The following is a 14,501-nucleotide window of genomic DNA, read 5'->3' as shown; positions in this document are numbered from 1 at the left end:
CGCCATGGCCGCAGGCGCCGACACCGGATTCTCCACTCGCCAGGTCCACGCAGGATCGGCGACCGCGCAGGCGAGCCCCCGCGCGACCCCGATCTACCTCACGGCGGGCTTCACCTTCAGCGACCTCGACGAGTCGGCCGCGCACTTCGGCGAGGGCACGGGCTTCGGATACAGCCGCACCGGCAACCCCACCGTGCACGCCGTCGAGGAGCGCCTCGCCTCGCTCGAGGGCGGCGACCAGGCCGTGCTCGTCTCGAGCGGCCAGGCGGCGGTCACCGTCGCGCTCCTCGCCCTCGCGGGCGCGGGCGACCACGTCGTCGTGTCGGAGCACATCTACGAGGGCACCCGCGGCCTGCTGCTCGACAACCTCGCGCGCCTCGGGGTCGAGACGACCTTCGTCGACACCGACGACCTCGACGCCTGGCGCGCCGCGATTACGCCCCGCACGCGGGCCCTCTTCGCCGAGACGCTCTCGAACGCCCGCAACGACGTGCTCGACGTTGCCGCGGTGGCCGCGATCGGCGCCGAGCACGGCATCCCGCTCGTCGTCGACAGCACGTTCACCACTCCGTACCTGCTCCGCCCGATCGAGCACGGGGCCGCCGTCGTGGTGCACTCGGCGAGCAAGTTCCTCGCCGGTCAAGGCGCCGTGCTCGGCGGGGTCATCGTCGACGACGGTCGCTTCGACGCCGCGGCATCCGGTCACCGTTTCCCCCACCTCGTGCAGACCGACCGCCTGGGCGGCGCCAGCTACGCCGAGAAGCACGGCGCCCGCGCGCGCGGGCAGTACATCCGCGAGAGCGTGGCCCCGCGGTTCGGCCCGTCGCCCTCGCCGCTGAACGCCTTCCTGATCGGCCAGGGGATCGAGACGCTGAGCCTGCGCGTCGAACGGCAGTCGCAGAACGCCCTCGCCGTCGCCCGCTGGCTCGAACAGCGCCCCGAGGTGGAGCGCGTCGACTACATCGGTCTCGACTCGCACCCCCACCACGACCTCGGCGAGCGGTATCTCACTCGCGGCTTCGGCTCGGTCTTCACCGTCACCCTGCGCGGCGGGCTCGAAGCCGCGCGACACGTCGTGCAGTCGGTCGAGGTCATCACGCACATGACCCACCTCGGCGACGTGCGATCGCTCGTGCTGCACCCCCAGAGCACCTCGCACGCCGCCCGCACCGTCGCGGAGCGCGAGCGCGCGGGGGTCTTCCCCGGCACGATCCGCCTGTCGATCGGCATCGAGGACATCGACGACCTGCTCGCCGACCTCGACCAGGCGCTCGTCGGCGTCCCCGTCCTCGAGCGCGAGACGGTCGTGCTGTGAGCCGGCTGCAGCACTTCGGCTGGTTCCTCGCCCGCGGCTTCGGCCCGCACGGGTGGGGCCACCCCTACCTGCGATGGAACCACCGCTGGACCGAGCCCGGCCTCTACCAGGACTCCGCCCGCACGCTCGAGCAGGCCGGTTTCGACCTGCTGATCATCGAAGACGCGCCCTCGCTCGGCAGCGCCGACACGATCGACCTGCGCGTGCGTCACGCCTTCGGCGGACCCAAGCACGACCCGCTGCTGCTCGCGCCGTATCTGTTCGCCGCGACGCACCACCTGGGCGTGGTGCCGACGGTCAACCCGGCCGCGTACCTGCCGTACACCGCCGCCCGGCAGTTCGCGACGCTCCAGCACCTGAGCGGCCACCGTCTCGGCCTGAACGTCGTGACCGACACCGGCAGCGCGCGCCACTTCTCCGCCGCGCCGCAGCTCGGGCACGACGCGGCCTACGACCGCGCCGAAGAGTGGCTCGACGGCATCCGGAAGCTCTGGAACAGCTGGGGCGAGGGCGCTCTGGTCGCCGATGAGGAGACGGGTGTCTATGCCGACGGCACGAAGCTCGAGGCGGTGCAGCACCGAGGCGAGCACTTCGGCTTCGACGGGCCGCTCAACGCCGTCCCCTTCACCGACGGCGCGCCGGCGATCGTCTCCCCCGGCGGATCGGGCCGCGGCCTGTCGTTCGCGGGGCACAACTCCGACGTGCAGCTCGCGCTCGCGCCCCTCGACGAGCAGAGCATCCGGGCGTACCGCGGTCGCATCCACGCGGCCGCCGAAGCCGCGGGCCGCACCGCGGCCGACATCAAGATCCTCTTCGCGATCCAGCCCGTGCTCGTCTCGTCGCCGGAGGAAGCCGACCGTCTGGTCGCGGCATCCGCCGATCCGACCGAAGACGCGCTGGTCGCCATCGCGCGCAAGCAGTCGAGCGATCTCGAGACCGATCTCACCGGACTCGACCTCGACAAGCCGCTCGACCGCTCGATCTTCGGCGAGCACGTGTCGGAGGGCAGCATTCGCCGCCTCGTCGGAAAGCACGACGACGACGCTCCCCTGCGCACGATCCTCGCCGCGCACGCGCGCCTGGGCCGGTTGAACGACGGCTCGGGCTTCGTGGGCACGGCCGACGAGTTCGCCGACCGTATCGAGGAGCTCGGCGACTGGGGCAACGACGGCGTGCTGCTGTGGGGCGACCTGCACCCGGTCACCGTGCATCGCGTGCTCGACGACCTCGTGCCGATCCTGCGTCGGCGCGGCATCCTCCGCGAGGAGTACGTCGACGGCGGCCTGCAGGCCAACCTGCGCGCGTTCTAGCGGGGCGGATGCCGTGACCTCAGGCGGCTGACCCTGTCGACCCAGCTGGCTGAGCCCGTCGAAGCCACCGCAACGCACAGGCCCCCACCCAGCTGGCTGAGCCCGTCGAAGCCACCGCAACGCACAGGCCCCCACCCAGGTGGCTGAGCCCGTCGAAGCCACCGCAACGCACAGGCCCCCACCCAGGTGGCTGAGCCCGTCGAAGCCACCGGAACCCGCGGGCCCCCGACCCAGGTGGCTGAGCCCGTCGAAGCCACCGGAACCCACAGGCCCCCGACCCAGGTGGCTGAGCCCGTCGAAGCCACCGGAACCCACAGGCCCCGGACCCAGGTGGCTGAGCCCGTCGAAGCCACCGGAACCCGCGGGCCCCCACCTAGGTGGCTGGCCCGTCGAAGCCACCGCAACGCACAGGCCCCGGACCCAGGTGGCTGAGCCCGTCGAAGCCACCGGAACCCGCGGGCCCCGACCCAGGTGGCTGAGCCTGTCGAAGCCACCGGAACTCACAGGCCCCGGACCCTTCGACAGGCTCACGGTCCTCGACGACCAGCCCTCGGCGTCAGTCGCGCTCGGGCTGCTCCACGGTCGCGGGCGTGCCCTTCTCGTCGGCGACTTCCGCCGCGGCCTCGTGACGGTCGTTCGCCGAGGACTCCTTGCGCGACGACGCGAGGCTCGCGAGGGTCGCGACCGCCATCGACAGCACGATCACCGCGAGCGAGACCCACGTCGAGATCTCGGGCGCCCATTCGATGGGCTCCCCGCCGTTGAGGAACGACAGCTCGTTGACGTGCATCGCGTGCAGGATCAGCTTCACGCCGATGAACGCGAGGATGAAGGCGATGCCGTAGTGCAGATACTTCAGGCGGTCGAGCAGGTCGCCCAGCAGGAAGTACAGCTGGCGCAGACCCATCAGCGCGAAGAGGTTCGCGGTGAAGACGATGAACGGGCTCTGCGTGATACCGAAGATCGCGGGGATCGAGTCGATCGCGAACAGCAGATCGGTCACGCCGATCGCGACGAACACGATGATCATGGGCGTGAAGACCTTCTTGCTCTTGATGCGCGTGATGACCTTCTTGCCGTCGTACTCGTCGCTCATCGGCAGCACGCGACGCAGCGTCCGCACGATGAGATTCTCTTTCTGCGAGTCGTCGTCGTGGTCGTCGCCGGGGAACGCCTGGCGGATCGCGGTGTAGATGAGGAAGGCGCCGAAGAGGTAGAAGATCGGGCTGAAGTTCTCGATGATCGTCGCGCCGACCAGGATGAACGCCCCGCGCAGGATGAGCGCGATGATGATGCCGACCATCAGCACCTCCTGCTGGTACCGGCGCGGCACCGAGAACTGGCCCATGATCAGCACGAAGACGAACAGGTTGTCGATCGACAGGCTGTACTCGGTGAGCCAGCCGGCGACGAACTGACCGGCGACCTCTCCCCCGGCCACGATCCACAGCACCCCGGCGAAGATCAGCGCGAGGGTGACGTAGAAGACGACCCACAGCGTCGATTCCTTCGGCGCCGGGATGTGCGGGCGCTTGAGGATGATGAGCAGGTCGGCGATGAGGATGACGACCAGCACCACCAGCGTGATCGTCTGGAAGAGCGGGTCGAGCTGCAGCTCCATCGCGGGGCCTTTCGTCGGGGGAAACGCTCGAGTTTATCCGCTGGCCCCCATCGGCCACCGCCCTTATGCAAGTAGTGCTCATAACGTGCGTACATCCGTGAGACGATCCGCTCGAACCGGACACTTCTGTAGTGAGAGAGTGCTCGCAGAGCCTCGCCCGATCGGGAAGTGGATGCCGATGACCGACGACGTGATCGACGACAGGGCGCTCGTCGCGCGCGCCGCGGCCGGCTCCGAGGCGGCGTTCCGCACGCTGTACCGCGCGTACGTGCGGCCCGTGTACTGGGTCGCGTTCGGCCTGCTCGGCGAGACGGCGGATGCCGAGGACGTCGCGCAGGAGACCTTCGTCGTCGCGTGGCGGAAGATCCCGTCGCTGCGTCTCGAGGGCGCGTCGCTCCTGCCGTGGCTCGTGACGGTGTGCCGACTGCAGGCGCAGAACAAACTGCGCGCCCGACGCCGCCACGGTTCGCACGCGGCACTGGACGACGAGATCCCCTCGGCCGTCGATGTCGAGGCGCAGGTCGTGCAGGCGCAGACGGTCGCCGCGATCCTCGCCGCCGTGGAACGTCTCAGCGAGTTGGATCGCGAGATCTTCCGCCTGTGCGCCGCCGAAGGCTACGGCTACGAGGCGGCCGCCGCGTCGCTGGGCGTCTCGCACGGCACGGTGCGCAATCGCCTCTCCCGCATCCGTTCCCGGGTGCGCGCCACCGCGATGGAGACGGAGACCCCATGACCACCCCGACCCTTCCCCCTCTCTCCCACGACCGCGTGGAGGCCATCGAAGCCGCCGTATTCGGTCGCATCGCAGGTGAGCGCGACCGGCGGCGTCGGCGACGCCGCGGCGTCTGGACCGGTGTCGCCGCGGCCGCGGCCGTCGTCGTGGTGGCCGCGATCGTCGGGCCCTCGCTCGGCGTCACGCAGGGCACCGGCGCCTCGAGCACCGCGATTGAGGCCGGAAGCGCCCCGGAGTCCGGATCGCGCGATCAGTCCGCGGGCGGTTCGGTCGCCGACACCGCGCCGGTCGCCCCGGGTCCGGATGCCGGCACCTCGGGTTCTGCCGGTGCGAGCTCGACGGAACAGGGGTCCGCGGCATCCGGAACCGCCACCGCGGGGCGCGACATCGTCGCCACCGGATCCAGCACCGTCGAGGTCGACGACGTCGCCGCGGCGATCGCCGCCATCAGTGCGACGGCGACCGGAGTCGGAGGCTACGTCGAGTCGTCGCAGGTCGGCGGCGGGCAGGTGGTCATGCCGATCGACGGCGCCGCGTCGAGCGCGACGCCCACCTCCTCGGGCTGGATCACGGTGCGCGTGCCCGCCGACACCCTGACGCAGGTGATGGACGGCCTCGGCTCCGTCGGCGACGTCACGGCCACGAGCGTGACGCGCTCCGACGTGACCGAGCAGAGCGTCGACCTCCGCGCCCGCGTCGCCGCCGGCGAAGCCTCGGTCGCCCGCCTCACCGAACTGCTCGCTCAGGCCGCATCGGTGTCCGACCTCGTCACCGCCGAGTCCGCGCTCGCCGATCGGCAGGCGCAGCTCGACAGCGACCGCCAGGTGCTGCAGAGCATCGAGTCGCAGGTCGCCCTGTCATCGCTCAGCGTGCAGCTGAACGCGCGCACGGCCACGGTCACCGCGGATCCCGCGGGCTTTGGCGACGGCCTCGTCGCCGGGTGGAACGGCCTCGTCGCGACCCTCAACGGGCTCGTGATCGGCCTCGGGTTCCTCCTGCCCTGGGTCGTCGTCGCCGGCGTGGCGTGGGCGATCGTGTGGGGCGTGCGGCGCGTGATCCGGCGTCGCCGCGCGGCGCGCGAAGGCTGAGCAGCGGGCCGCCCGTCGGACAGTACGCCCCCGCTCGCGGCTGCGCTTCTTCACGCATGAACGCGATCTGCGCGCAGAAACGCGCTCTCTTCGCGATTATGCGCGTGAATCGCGTTTATGCGTGGGTCGGGGGTGGGGCCCCACCCGCGCACGCGGCTCCTCGTCCGGCCACGGTCGCCGACAACGACGAAGAGCCCCGACCATCCGGTCGAGGCTCTTCGTCGTGTTGGTGACCCCAGCGGGATTCGAACCCGCGTTACCGCCGTGAGAGGGCGGCGTACTAGGCCGCTATACGATGGGGCCGCGTCGCAACCGTTCAAGTATGCATCACGATTGACGCGCACGCAAAATCGGGGCCGAGCCACCGAATTCCCGGGCGTGTCCGGCCACCGTACCGCGCGAGCAGGCGCGACGGAAGAGGCATTAGACGCTGTTCACCCGATACGCCAGCGCTTGCCGTGCCCCCGCCGCCGGGAGTTGACTCGACTCATGCGTCTCACCAAGCACGAACACGCCGCCCTCGTCGTCTCCGAAGCCGGACACAGCCTGGTCATCGATCCGGGCAGCTTCACCTCGCCGCTCGACGACCTCGACGGGCTCGTCGGCATCGTCATCACGCACGAGCACGCCGACCACTGGACCCCCGAGCACCTCACCCGTCTGCAGAAGGCCCACCCCGGCGTGCCCGTCTACGGCCCCGAGGGCGTCCGCGAGGCCGCCGCCGGCTTCGACGTGTCGGTGGTCAACCCCGGCGACACGCTCGATCTGGGCCCGTTCCACCTGGAGTTCTTCGGCGGGAAGCACGAGGTCATCCACTCGTCGATCCCGGTGGTCGACAACGTCGGCGTCCTCGTCAACGAGTCCCTCTACTACCCCGGCGACTCGTACGCCGTCCCCAAGCACAAGAAGGTCGCGCTGCTCGCAGCCCCCGTCGGAGCCCCGTGGCTGAAGATCGGCGACGCGATCGACTACGTGCTCGACGTCAAGCCCGAGCGGGTGTTCGCCACGCACGACATGACCCTGTCGGTCGCCGGCAAGCAGATGGGCGACGCGCGCCTCACCTGGGCGGTAGAGCAGCACGGCGGGTCGTTCGTCGATCTCAAGCCGGGCGATTCGACGGAGGTCTGACGGCGCCGTTCGGCCAAGTCATCCCGGACGAACGAGAACACCGGATGCCGCGAGCCCTAAGGCCCGCGGCACCCGGTGTTCTGATGCGACGTGCTTACTGCGCGTCGAGATCCGTCTCGAGCAGGGCGACGAGCTCGTCGAGCGCCTGCTCGGCACCCTCGCCCTCGGCCTTGAGCGTCACGACCGTGCCGTGACCGGCGCCGAGACCCATGAGCGAGAGGATGCTGCCGGCGTTGAGGTCGGCACCGCCGTCGGCCGAGATGGTGACGGGCACCTTCTTCTCCTGCACGGCCTGCACGAAGAGCTTCGCGGGGCGGGCGTGGAGTCCGGAGCTGCTGGCGATGGTGGCCTGACGTTCTGCCATGGTGAATCCTTCCGATTCGACGGGGGTGTTTACGCGGCGACCGTGGCTGCGGGCGCAGCCTCGGTGACGGCGGCGTCCTTGGTGCTACGGCCGATGCCCTTGAGAGCGACGACGATGAGCGCCGTCACGACGGTACCCGCGATGATCGCCAGCGGGAAACCCCACACCGGGTTGATCGCGAACAGCACGAAGATGCCGCCGTGCGGGGCGTAGGACTGCACGCCGATCAGCATGCTCAGGCCACCGGTGATCGCACCGCCGACCATCGACGCGGGGATGACGCGCAGCGGGTCGGCCGCGGCGAACGGGATCGCGCCCTCGGAGATGAACGAGGCGCCGAGCAGCCAGGCGGCAGCGCCGTTCTCGCGCTCGACGGGGGTGAACTTGCCCCGGGCGAGGATCGTCGAGGCCAGCGCCATGGCGAGCGGGGGCACCATGCCGGCGGCCATGACCGCGGCCATGATGAGGTACGGCGCGGTGTTGGTCTGGGTGGCTGCGGCGAGGCCGGTCGTGGCGAAGACGTAGGCGACCTTGTTGACCGGTCCGCCGAGGTCGAAGCACATCATCAGGCCGAGGATCACGCCCAGCAGGATGGCGCCGGCGCCGCTCGCGGCGAGCGAGGTCAGGCCGTCGGTCAGCGCCGCCATGAGGGCGGCGATCGGGCGACCGAGGAAGAGGATCATCAGACCGGAGGCGAAGATCGACCCGAGGAAGGGCACGATCACGACGGGCATCAGGCCGCGCAGCCAGCGCGGGGCGTTGAAGCGTCCGAGCCACCAGGCGATGAAACCGGCCAGCAGACCGCCGATGATGCCGCCGATGAAGCCGGCGTTCATGAGCACGGCCACGGCACCGGCGACGAAGCCGGGCGCGATGCCCGGGCGGTCGGCGATCGCGTAGGCGATGAACCCGGCGAGCACGGCGACCAGGAAGCCCATGGAGGTGGCGCCGATCATGAACGCGACGGAGCCGAGGTACTGCCCCAGCGGGCCGAACGACGAGGTCAGGTTCTCGGTGGGCAGGTCCCACAGCGAGTTCTGGATGATGATGTTGGCCGCGTTCTCGGTGACCTTGTAGCCGCCGAGCAGGAAGCCGAGGGCGATCAGCAGACCGCCACCGGCGACGAACGGGATCATGTAGCTGACACCGGTCAGCAGCCAGCGCTGGATGCGGCGGCCCACCGACTGCTGCGCCACGGGGACCTCCGAGGCGGATGCCGCGGCGCCGGCGCCCGGCACGCGCGCGGCGTTCGGGTTCTCGCTGGCGGCGAGGGCTTCGGCGATGAGCTGCTTCGGCTGCTCGATGCCCCGCTTGACGCCCGAGCGCACGACCGGCTTGCCGGCGAAGCGCTGCGGCTCGCGCACGTCGACGTCGACCGCGAAGATCACGGCGTCGGCGTCGTCGATCACACTCTGAGGGAGCGCCTTGTAGCCGCTCGAGCCCTGCGGCTCGACGATCAGCTCGACGCCCTCCGCCTCGGCTCCGGCGGCGGTGAGCGCGTCGGCGGCCATGAAGGTGTGGGCGATGCCCGTGGCGCACGCGGTGACCGCGACGATCTTCTTCGTCGTCGTGGTCGTGGCGCCGCGCGACTCGGCGCGGGTCGCGGCGGGTGCGGCTGCGGCTGCGGGCGCGGCGGCTGCGGCGGGCGCGGCGGCCGGGGTGATGGCATCCGTGATGATCTTCACGGCGTCGGTGGGCGTCTGCGCCGCGCGCAGTCCCGACATGAAGTCGTTGTTCATGAGGCTGCGGGCGAGCTGCGACAGCACCGAGAGGTGCGCCTCGTCGGCACCGGCGGGCGCGGCGATGAGGAACACGATGTCGGCCGGGCCGTCGGGGGCGCCGAAGTCGACGCCGGGCGTCAGGCGGGCGAAGGCGAGGGTGGGCTCGGTGACCGAGGCGCTGCGCGCGTGCGGGATGCCGATGCCGCCGGGCAGGCCCGTCTCGTCTTTCTGCTCGCGGGCCCACGCGTCGTCGAAGAGCTCTTGCGCGCTGGTCGCGCGGCCCTGCGCGACGACGCGCTCGGCCAGGGCACGGATCACCGACTGCTTGTCGGCGCCCAGGGGCGCGTCGAGGCTGACGAGCTCCGGAGTGATGATGTCGGACATTGTCGTGACCTCCGTGGTCAGGATGTTGCGGTGGGGGTGGAGAAAACGGAAACGGCGATCGGGCCCGCGGGCAGATCGGCCGGGGTCGGGGGCTGCGTGCCCGGCAGGGTCGCAGCGGCGGCGCCGTAGGCGATGCTGCGGGCGAGGCGGTCGGGGGCGGAGGCCCCCTCGAGGTCGGCGAGCAGGTAGCCGGCGAGCGAGCTGTCGCCCGCGCCGACCGTGCTCGCGACCTGGATCGTGGGGGCGTATCCGCGCCAGGCTCCCTCGGCCGTGAAGAGCAGCGCTCCGTCGGCTCCGAGGGTGACGAGGGCGGATGCCACGTGCTCGGGCACGAGCTGGTGCGCGCGTCGGGTGGCTTCGGTGATCACGTCGAGGTCGCCCGCGGCGTCTTCGCCGACCAGTTCGGCGAGCTCCTCGTGGTTGGGCTTGATGAGGTCGGGTCGCGCGGTGGCGACGACCTCGGCGAGGGCTGCGCCGGAGGCGTCGACGGCGATGCGGGGGGCGGCTGCTCCCCAGCGTTCGCGGACGGCCGCCACGAGGTCGGCGTAGAACGAGGCCGGGACGCCGGGAGGGAGCGACCCCGCGAGCACGAGCCAGGTCGCGCTCTCGGCCGCGGCCACGACACCGTCGGTCACGGCCTGCGCCTCAGCCGGCGAGAGCTCGGCGCCCGGCAGGTTCAGCTTGGTGGTCTCGCCCGCCGGGTCGGTGATGGTGAGGTTGGCCCGGGCGCGACCGGCGACGTCGACGAGGTCGAGGGCGATGCCGGTGTCTTCGAGCAGCACCCGGTAGGGATCGTGCGCGCCCACGGGGACGACGGCGCGGGCGGGGGCTCCGGCGGCGGCGACGACGCGCGCGACGTTGACGCCCTTCCCACCGGCGTCTTCGCGCGACGACAGCGCGCGCTGCACCTCACCGGGCGCGAGGGCGTCGGAGAGCACGACGGCGCGGTCGGCCGAGGGGTTGGCGGTCAGTGTGACGATCATGCGATGCGCACCTCGATGTCGGCGTCGGCGAGGGCCTCGGCGAGCGGAGCGGGCGGGGCCGCGTCGGTGACGAGCACGTCGAGCTCGTCGAGGCGGGCGAAGCGAACGAGCAGCTCCTCGCCGAACTTGGCGGCGTCGGCCACGAGCACGATGCGCCGCGCCGACTGGATGATGGCGGCCTTGACCGCGGCCTCTTCGGGGTCGGGCGTACTGAGGCCGAACCCGGCGCTCAGTCCGTTGGTCCCCACGAACGCGATGTCGGGGCGCAGTTCGCCGATCGCGCGAACGGTGTGCGCGCCGACGGCGGCGCCGGTGACGCCGCGAACGCGCCCGCCGATGGTGGTGAGCGACAGGCGCTCCTCACCGGCAAGCAGGTGCGCGGCTTCGAGCGAGTGCGTGACGACCTCGACTCCGTCGATTCCCGCACCCAGAGCCTCGGGCAGCAGGCCTGCGACGGCGGCGGGGGTGGTTCCGGCGTCGATGAAGATCGAGCCGCGGAAGTCGGGGGTGAGCAGCGAGGCGGCGGCGGCCGCGATCGCGCGCTTGGCGTCGCGGTGACGCTCGCGGCGCTCGGTCAGGGGCGACTCCGCGGTGCTCCCCCGTCCGACGTCGACGGCGCCGCCGTGCACGCGGCGCAGGGTTCCGAGGCCCTCGAGGCGGTCGAGGTCACGACGCACGGTCTCGGTCGTGACGTCGAAGCGACGGGCGAGGTCGACGACGCTGACGCGTCCGACGTCGCGCAGTTCGCGCTCGATGAGCTGCTGGCGCTCCATTGCGTACACGGGGGTCTCCTTCGAGGATTCCCACACGATACAACACGAAACAACACAGAGCAACAGAAAGACGAATCCGCAGACGACGGCGGGGCCGCGGCGTCATGCGCCCCGGCCCCGCCGTTCTTCGCGTTGGTCAGGGCAGCGAGATCCCGGCATCCAGGAACTGATTCGTCGCCAGGTCTTCGGGCGTCAGACCCTGCTTCACCTCGACGCCCTTGTCGGCGAGGATGGGCGAGACGATCTGCTGCACCTTCGCCACCCGGTCCGCGTCGAACGACCCGAAGACGCCGTCGGCCCCGTTCGCGACCAGGCCGAGCTCCCGCTGCTGCTTGGTGGAGTTCTCGGCCTCGGCCGCCGGGTACACCCACCCGTTGTCGTAGGCCTCGACCGCGCGCACGAGCAGGTCGTTGGCCGCGGCGGGATCGGCGAAGTAGTCCACGCTCGCCTGCTGCACGACGGGCACGAGCTTCTCGAGGCAATCCTTCTTCGCCGTCACGTCCTCCGTCCGCACCGACAACGCCACCGCGTAGATCGGGTACCCCGTATCGGCGACCAGCTGGTACGACAGGGGGCGACCCCACTCGGCGATCGCGTTCTCGTACACCCACGGTTCGACGGTCGCGAAGCCCTGCTGCGCGTCCTTTCCGTCGGCCGCGACGAAGCCGGCGGGCGTGCCGTCGTACGAGCCGTCGAGCTGGTCGGCGCGGAGCTGTCCCGATCCGACCAGGTAGTCCATGTACGTCGTGCCGTCGAAGTAGCGAACGGTCGCCGAGGTGCGGCCGATGTCGGCGATCGTGCGCGCGTCGGGGTAGGTCTGCGGATCCCACATGATCGCCCACGGCGCCTTCTCGAACGTCGACATGACGGCGGTCGTCGGCAGTGCGTCCGAGGCGGAGATCGCGTCGTCGGTGTTGACCCACCCGAGCAGGATGTCGGCGTCGGTGTACATCTGCGAGGGCACACCCTGGAACCCGATCGCGGGGCCGCCGGCGCGGATCTCGACGTTCACGCCGGTCCACTCGCCCTTCGACATCAGCGGACCCGAGACGCTCTTGCGCGAGGCGTCGATCTTCGCGTCCGCTCCGAGCAGGTTGAAGAGCCCGCCCTGTTCGGCCTGGGGGTTCCAGTCGGTCTGGATGACGACCGTCGAGGGGCAGACGCTGGAAAGGTCGACGGAGCCGATCTCGGCGCCCGACGACGGCGGGGCAGCGGGGCCGGCAGCGCTTCCCGCGCCGGCACAGGCGCTGAGGGCGAAGGCGGCGGCGGCGAGGGTGACGACGGCGGCGGGGCCGCGGCGATACGGGGACATGGGTGCTCCTTGCGGGTTCGGGTGGTGCTCAGAGGGTGTCGAGGGAGGTGGATGCCGACTGGCCGGCGAGGGTGAAACGGTCGATCGTCGTCGTGTAGAAGCTCGCGCCGAACCGTCCGATCGGGGCGTAGTCGGCGAGGCGCACGCGCATGAGCTCGCGGTCGATGAGCCCGGACCGCGTCCGCAACCGCCGGATCCGGCCGAAGAAGATCTCGCGGCTGGGGATCTCGAGCCGCTGCCAGAGTTCGCACTCCAGGGCGACGGGGGCGGCGGCGATGACCGGCGGGCGTACCGTCTCCGCGGCCACCGTGTCGACGCCGACGAGGGCGAGCTCGTCGACGTGGGACGGATGCCGAGTGCTCGTGGCATCCATCTGCTCGGCGAGCGGGCGGTCGACCAGGTGCACGACGAACTCCCCCGTCGCGTCGATGTTGGCCGCCGTGTCCTTGCGACCACCGTCGGCGGGGCGGTCGATGCTCACCATCAGCAGGGGCGGGTCCTCCCCCACCATCGCGAACATCGAGAAGGGCGCGGCGTTGACCACCCCGTCGGCGTCGACCGTCGTGATCCAGGCGATCGGGCGCGGGACGATGAGACCGGCGAGCAGCTTGTAGCGCTCGTACGGCGGCAGGGTGTCGAAGTCGTCGACTTCGTGCAGGGTCGAGGGTTCAGGCATGGCTGGCCACCCACCAGCTGATCAGCAGGTCGCGCAGAGCCGCCTCATCGTCGTCGCCGTACAGGTCGCGGCGCGCGTGCGCATCGAGGAGCGCTGCCCCCGTCGCATCGAGCGACACTTCGATCCGCTCGGTGGTGACGGGCGTGCGCGCGAACGTCGGAGAGTACTCGGGGTCGCGCCGCAGCGAGCGCTCGGTGCGGATGAGGGGCTGCGCGAACGCGGCGGGCGTGCGCTGGGAGCGGTGCGCGCGCAGGCCGGGGACCGCGGCGAGGTCGGCCTCCGCGGCATCCGTCACCGTGACATCGAGTGGACGCAGCGCGTAGTTGCTCGTGCGGAAGATGTCGTTGCCGCAGACGTTCGGCACGGCCAGCACGTCCATGAGCGCGATCAGCTCGACGAACGCGTCGGCCGGGGTGTGCTGGTGCACGACCTCGCAGGTGCCGTCGGGGTTCACCCGCGTCGCCATGAACAGGTTGAACGAGTCGTGCACGTCGTCGGGGGTCAGCCCGTACTCGCGCTGCGCCTCGGCCTGCATGTCGGCGCAGTTCGTGTGTTCGTCGAAGCCGAACATCGACTCGTACATCGCGGCGCTGCACCGCGGGAACAGGGTGTCGTTGAGCCCGGCGTCGTCGGTGAGCAGGTACATCATCGCCCGCTCGCGCGGAGGGGCCGACCACAGGAACGATCCCTGGTCCGGATGGATGCCGTGCAGGGTGCGCGTGCGGCCGACGTGCATCGCCTCGCGGTAGTCGTGCAGGTTGAAGACGTTCAGGTCGGCGCACTGGTCGCCCGACACCTGCGACACGCGCAGGATCTGGCCGGCGCGCACCTCGAAGGCCTTGCCCGTGCCGGGCTCGAGGCGATGCTGCTCGCGCACGACGCGCTGAGTCGACGGTGTGAAGGCGAGGTCGTCGCGCCACGTCCACTCCGTGGGCTCGACGCCCGGGAGGGGGCGTCGACGGATCCCGGATGCCGTTTCGGTGAGAGCCGTGCGTGCGAGGTCGTCGAGGTCGAGTGCTTCGCCGGCGAGGAGGGAGCGGTCGAAGAGTTCGCGCTGCTGGGCGGTGAGGGTGACGTACACGTGGCGTCCTTT

At 70.9% G+C, this 14,501-nt stretch carries 13 protein-coding genes and 1 tRNA gene; 5 read left to right on the top strand and 9 right to left on the bottom strand.

Annotated features, from left to right (window positions below; all coding sequences use genetic code 11):
• Positions 1-4 precede the first annotated feature (4 nt).
• The gene (locus tag ABXS86_RS01290) at positions 5-1,315 is read left to right on the top strand and encodes an O-acetylhomoserine aminocarboxypropyltransferase/cysteine synthase family protein (RefSeq protein WP_353665375.1); all 1,311 of its coding nucleotides are present in this window, start codon (positions 5-7) and stop codon (positions 1,313-1,315) included.
• Positions 1,312-2,625, top strand: a complete 1,314-nt coding sequence (locus ABXS86_RS01285; RefSeq protein ID WP_353665374.1) for an LLM class flavin-dependent oxidoreductase — start codon at positions 1,312-1,314, stop codon at positions 2,623-2,625. The genes ABXS86_RS01290 and ABXS86_RS01285 overlap by 4 nt, the downstream gene beginning before the upstream one ends.
• A gap of 556 nt (positions 2,626-3,181) precedes the next feature.
• Here the strand turns inward: ABXS86_RS01285 and ABXS86_RS01280 are convergent.
• The gene (locus tag ABXS86_RS01280) at positions 3,182-4,246 is read right to left on the bottom strand and encodes a TerC family protein (RefSeq protein WP_353665373.1); all 1,065 of its coding nucleotides are present in this window, start codon (positions 4,244-4,246) and stop codon (positions 3,182-3,184) included.
• A gap of 178 nt (positions 4,247-4,424) precedes the next feature.
• Here ABXS86_RS01280 and ABXS86_RS01275 point away from each other — a divergent pair, with 178 nt between their 5' ends.
• Together ABXS86_RS01275 and ABXS86_RS01270 are read left to right on the top strand one after the other, a co-directional pair.
• A complete protein-coding gene (locus ABXS86_RS01275) occupies positions 4,425-4,979 on the top strand; it encodes an RNA polymerase sigma factor (RefSeq protein WP_251506653.1) in 555 nt (184 codons plus the stop codon).
• Positions 4,976-6,067 (top strand): DUF4349 domain-containing protein, encoded by a 1,092-nt coding sequence (locus ABXS86_RS01270; RefSeq protein WP_353665372.1) that lies wholly within the window; start codon positions 4,976-4,978, stop codon positions 6,065-6,067. Before ABXS86_RS01275 ends, ABXS86_RS01270 begins: the two co-directional genes overlap by 4 nt.
• A gap of 227 nt (positions 6,068-6,294) precedes the next feature.
• Here the strand turns inward: ABXS86_RS01270 and ABXS86_RS01265 are convergent.
• Positions 6,295-6,370, bottom strand: a tRNA-Glu gene (locus tag ABXS86_RS01265).
• 186 nt (positions 6,371-6,556) lie between these two features.
• Between ABXS86_RS01265 and ABXS86_RS01260 the strand changes: the two genes are divergently transcribed.
• Positions 6,557-7,195: an MBL fold metallo-hydrolase gene (locus ABXS86_RS01260; RefSeq protein ID WP_353665371.1), complete on the top strand. Its 639-nt coding sequence runs from the start codon at positions 6,557-6,559 to the stop codon at positions 7,193-7,195.
• 94 nt (positions 7,196-7,289) lie between these two features.
• Here ABXS86_RS01260 and ABXS86_RS01255 read toward each other — a convergent pair whose 3' ends face one another.
• The 7 genes from ABXS86_RS01255 to ABXS86_RS01225 form a co-directional block, all read right to left on the bottom strand.
• Positions 7,290-7,559, bottom strand: a complete 270-nt coding sequence (locus tag ABXS86_RS01255; protein WP_144834863.1) for an HPr family phosphocarrier protein — start codon at positions 7,557-7,559, stop codon at positions 7,290-7,292.
• Positions 7,560-7,588: 29 nt separating this feature from the next.
• Complete coding sequence (locus ABXS86_RS01250; protein WP_353665370.1) at positions 7,589-9,664, bottom strand: fructose-specific PTS transporter subunit EIIC; 2,076 nt, start codon at positions 9,662-9,664, stop codon at positions 7,589-7,591.
• A 17-nt stretch (positions 9,665-9,681) separates the two neighbouring features.
• The gene (locus ABXS86_RS01245; RefSeq protein WP_353665369.1) at positions 9,682-10,647 is read right to left on the bottom strand and encodes a 1-phosphofructokinase family hexose kinase; all 966 of its coding nucleotides are present in this window, start codon (positions 10,645-10,647) and stop codon (positions 9,682-9,684) included.
• Positions 10,644-11,429, bottom strand: coding sequence for a DeoR/GlpR family DNA-binding transcription regulator (locus ABXS86_RS01240; RefSeq protein WP_353665368.1), 786 nt, complete (start codon positions 11,427-11,429; stop codon positions 10,644-10,646). Before ABXS86_RS01240 ends, ABXS86_RS01245 begins: the two co-directional genes overlap by 4 nt.
• 127 nt (positions 11,430-11,556) lie before the next feature.
• The gene (locus tag ABXS86_RS01235; RefSeq protein ID WP_353665367.1) at positions 11,557-12,732 is read right to left on the bottom strand and encodes an ABC transporter substrate-binding protein; all 1,176 of its coding nucleotides are present in this window, start codon (positions 12,730-12,732) and stop codon (positions 11,557-11,559) included.
• A gap of 28 nt (positions 12,733-12,760) precedes the next feature.
• Positions 12,761-13,408: a flavin reductase family protein gene (locus ABXS86_RS01230; RefSeq protein WP_353665366.1), complete on the bottom strand. Its 648-nt coding sequence runs from the start codon at positions 13,406-13,408 to the stop codon at positions 12,761-12,763.
• The gene (locus ABXS86_RS01225; RefSeq protein ID WP_353665365.1) at positions 13,401-14,489 is read right to left on the bottom strand and encodes an urea carboxylase-associated family protein; all 1,089 of its coding nucleotides are present in this window, start codon (positions 14,487-14,489) and stop codon (positions 13,401-13,403) included. The genes ABXS86_RS01230 and ABXS86_RS01225 overlap by 8 nt, the downstream gene beginning before the upstream one ends.
• Positions 14,490-14,501 lie beyond the last annotated feature (12 nt).

The sequence above is a fragment of the Microbacterium sp. che218 genome (assembly GCF_040436305.1).
GTDB lineage: Bacteria > Actinomycetota > Actinomycetes > Actinomycetales > Microbacteriaceae > Microbacterium > Microbacterium algihabitans.
The sequence above is the reverse complement of the archived record's forward strand: the minus strand, read 5'-3'. Positions and strand labels throughout refer to the sequence as shown.

What these genes read in the sequence shown, in the direction of transcription:
- ABXS86_RS01290 (WP_353665375.1), top strand. Translation starts at nt 5, where the DNA reads ATGGCCGCAGGCGCCGACACCGGATTCTCCACTCGCCAGGTCCACGCA.
- ABXS86_RS01280 (WP_353665373.1), bottom strand. Translation starts at nt 4,246, where the DNA reads ATGGAGCTGCAGCTCGACCCGCTCTTCCAGACGATCACGCTGGTGGTG.
- ABXS86_RS01275 (WP_251506653.1), top strand. Translation starts at nt 4,425, where the DNA reads ATGACCGACGACGTGATCGACGACAGGGCGCTCGTCGCGCGCGCCGCG.
- ABXS86_RS01270 (WP_353665372.1), top strand. Translation starts at nt 4,976, where the DNA reads ATGACCACCCCGACCCTTCCCCCTCTCTCCCACGACCGCGTGGAGGCC.
- ABXS86_RS01260 (WP_353665371.1), top strand. Translation starts at nt 6,557, where the DNA reads ATGCGTCTCACCAAGCACGAACACGCCGCCCTCGTCGTCTCCGAAGCC.
- ABXS86_RS01255 (WP_144834863.1), bottom strand. Translation starts at nt 7,559, where the DNA reads ATGGCAGAACGTCAGGCCACCATCGCCAGCAGCTCCGGACTCCACGCC.
- ABXS86_RS01250 (WP_353665370.1), bottom strand. Translation starts at nt 9,664, where the DNA reads ATGTCCGACATCATCACTCCGGAGCTCGTCAGCCTCGACGCGCCCCTG.
- ABXS86_RS01245 (WP_353665369.1), bottom strand. Translation starts at nt 10,647, where the DNA reads ATGATCGTCACACTGACCGCCAACCCCTCGGCCGACCGCGCCGTCGTG.
- ABXS86_RS01235 (WP_353665367.1), bottom strand. Translation starts at nt 12,732, where the DNA reads ATGTCCCCGTATCGCCGCGGCCCCGCCGCCGTCGTCACCCTCGCCGCC.
- ABXS86_RS01230 (WP_353665366.1), bottom strand. Translation starts at nt 13,408, where the DNA reads ATGCCTGAACCCTCGACCCTGCACGAAGTCGACGACTTCGACACCCTG.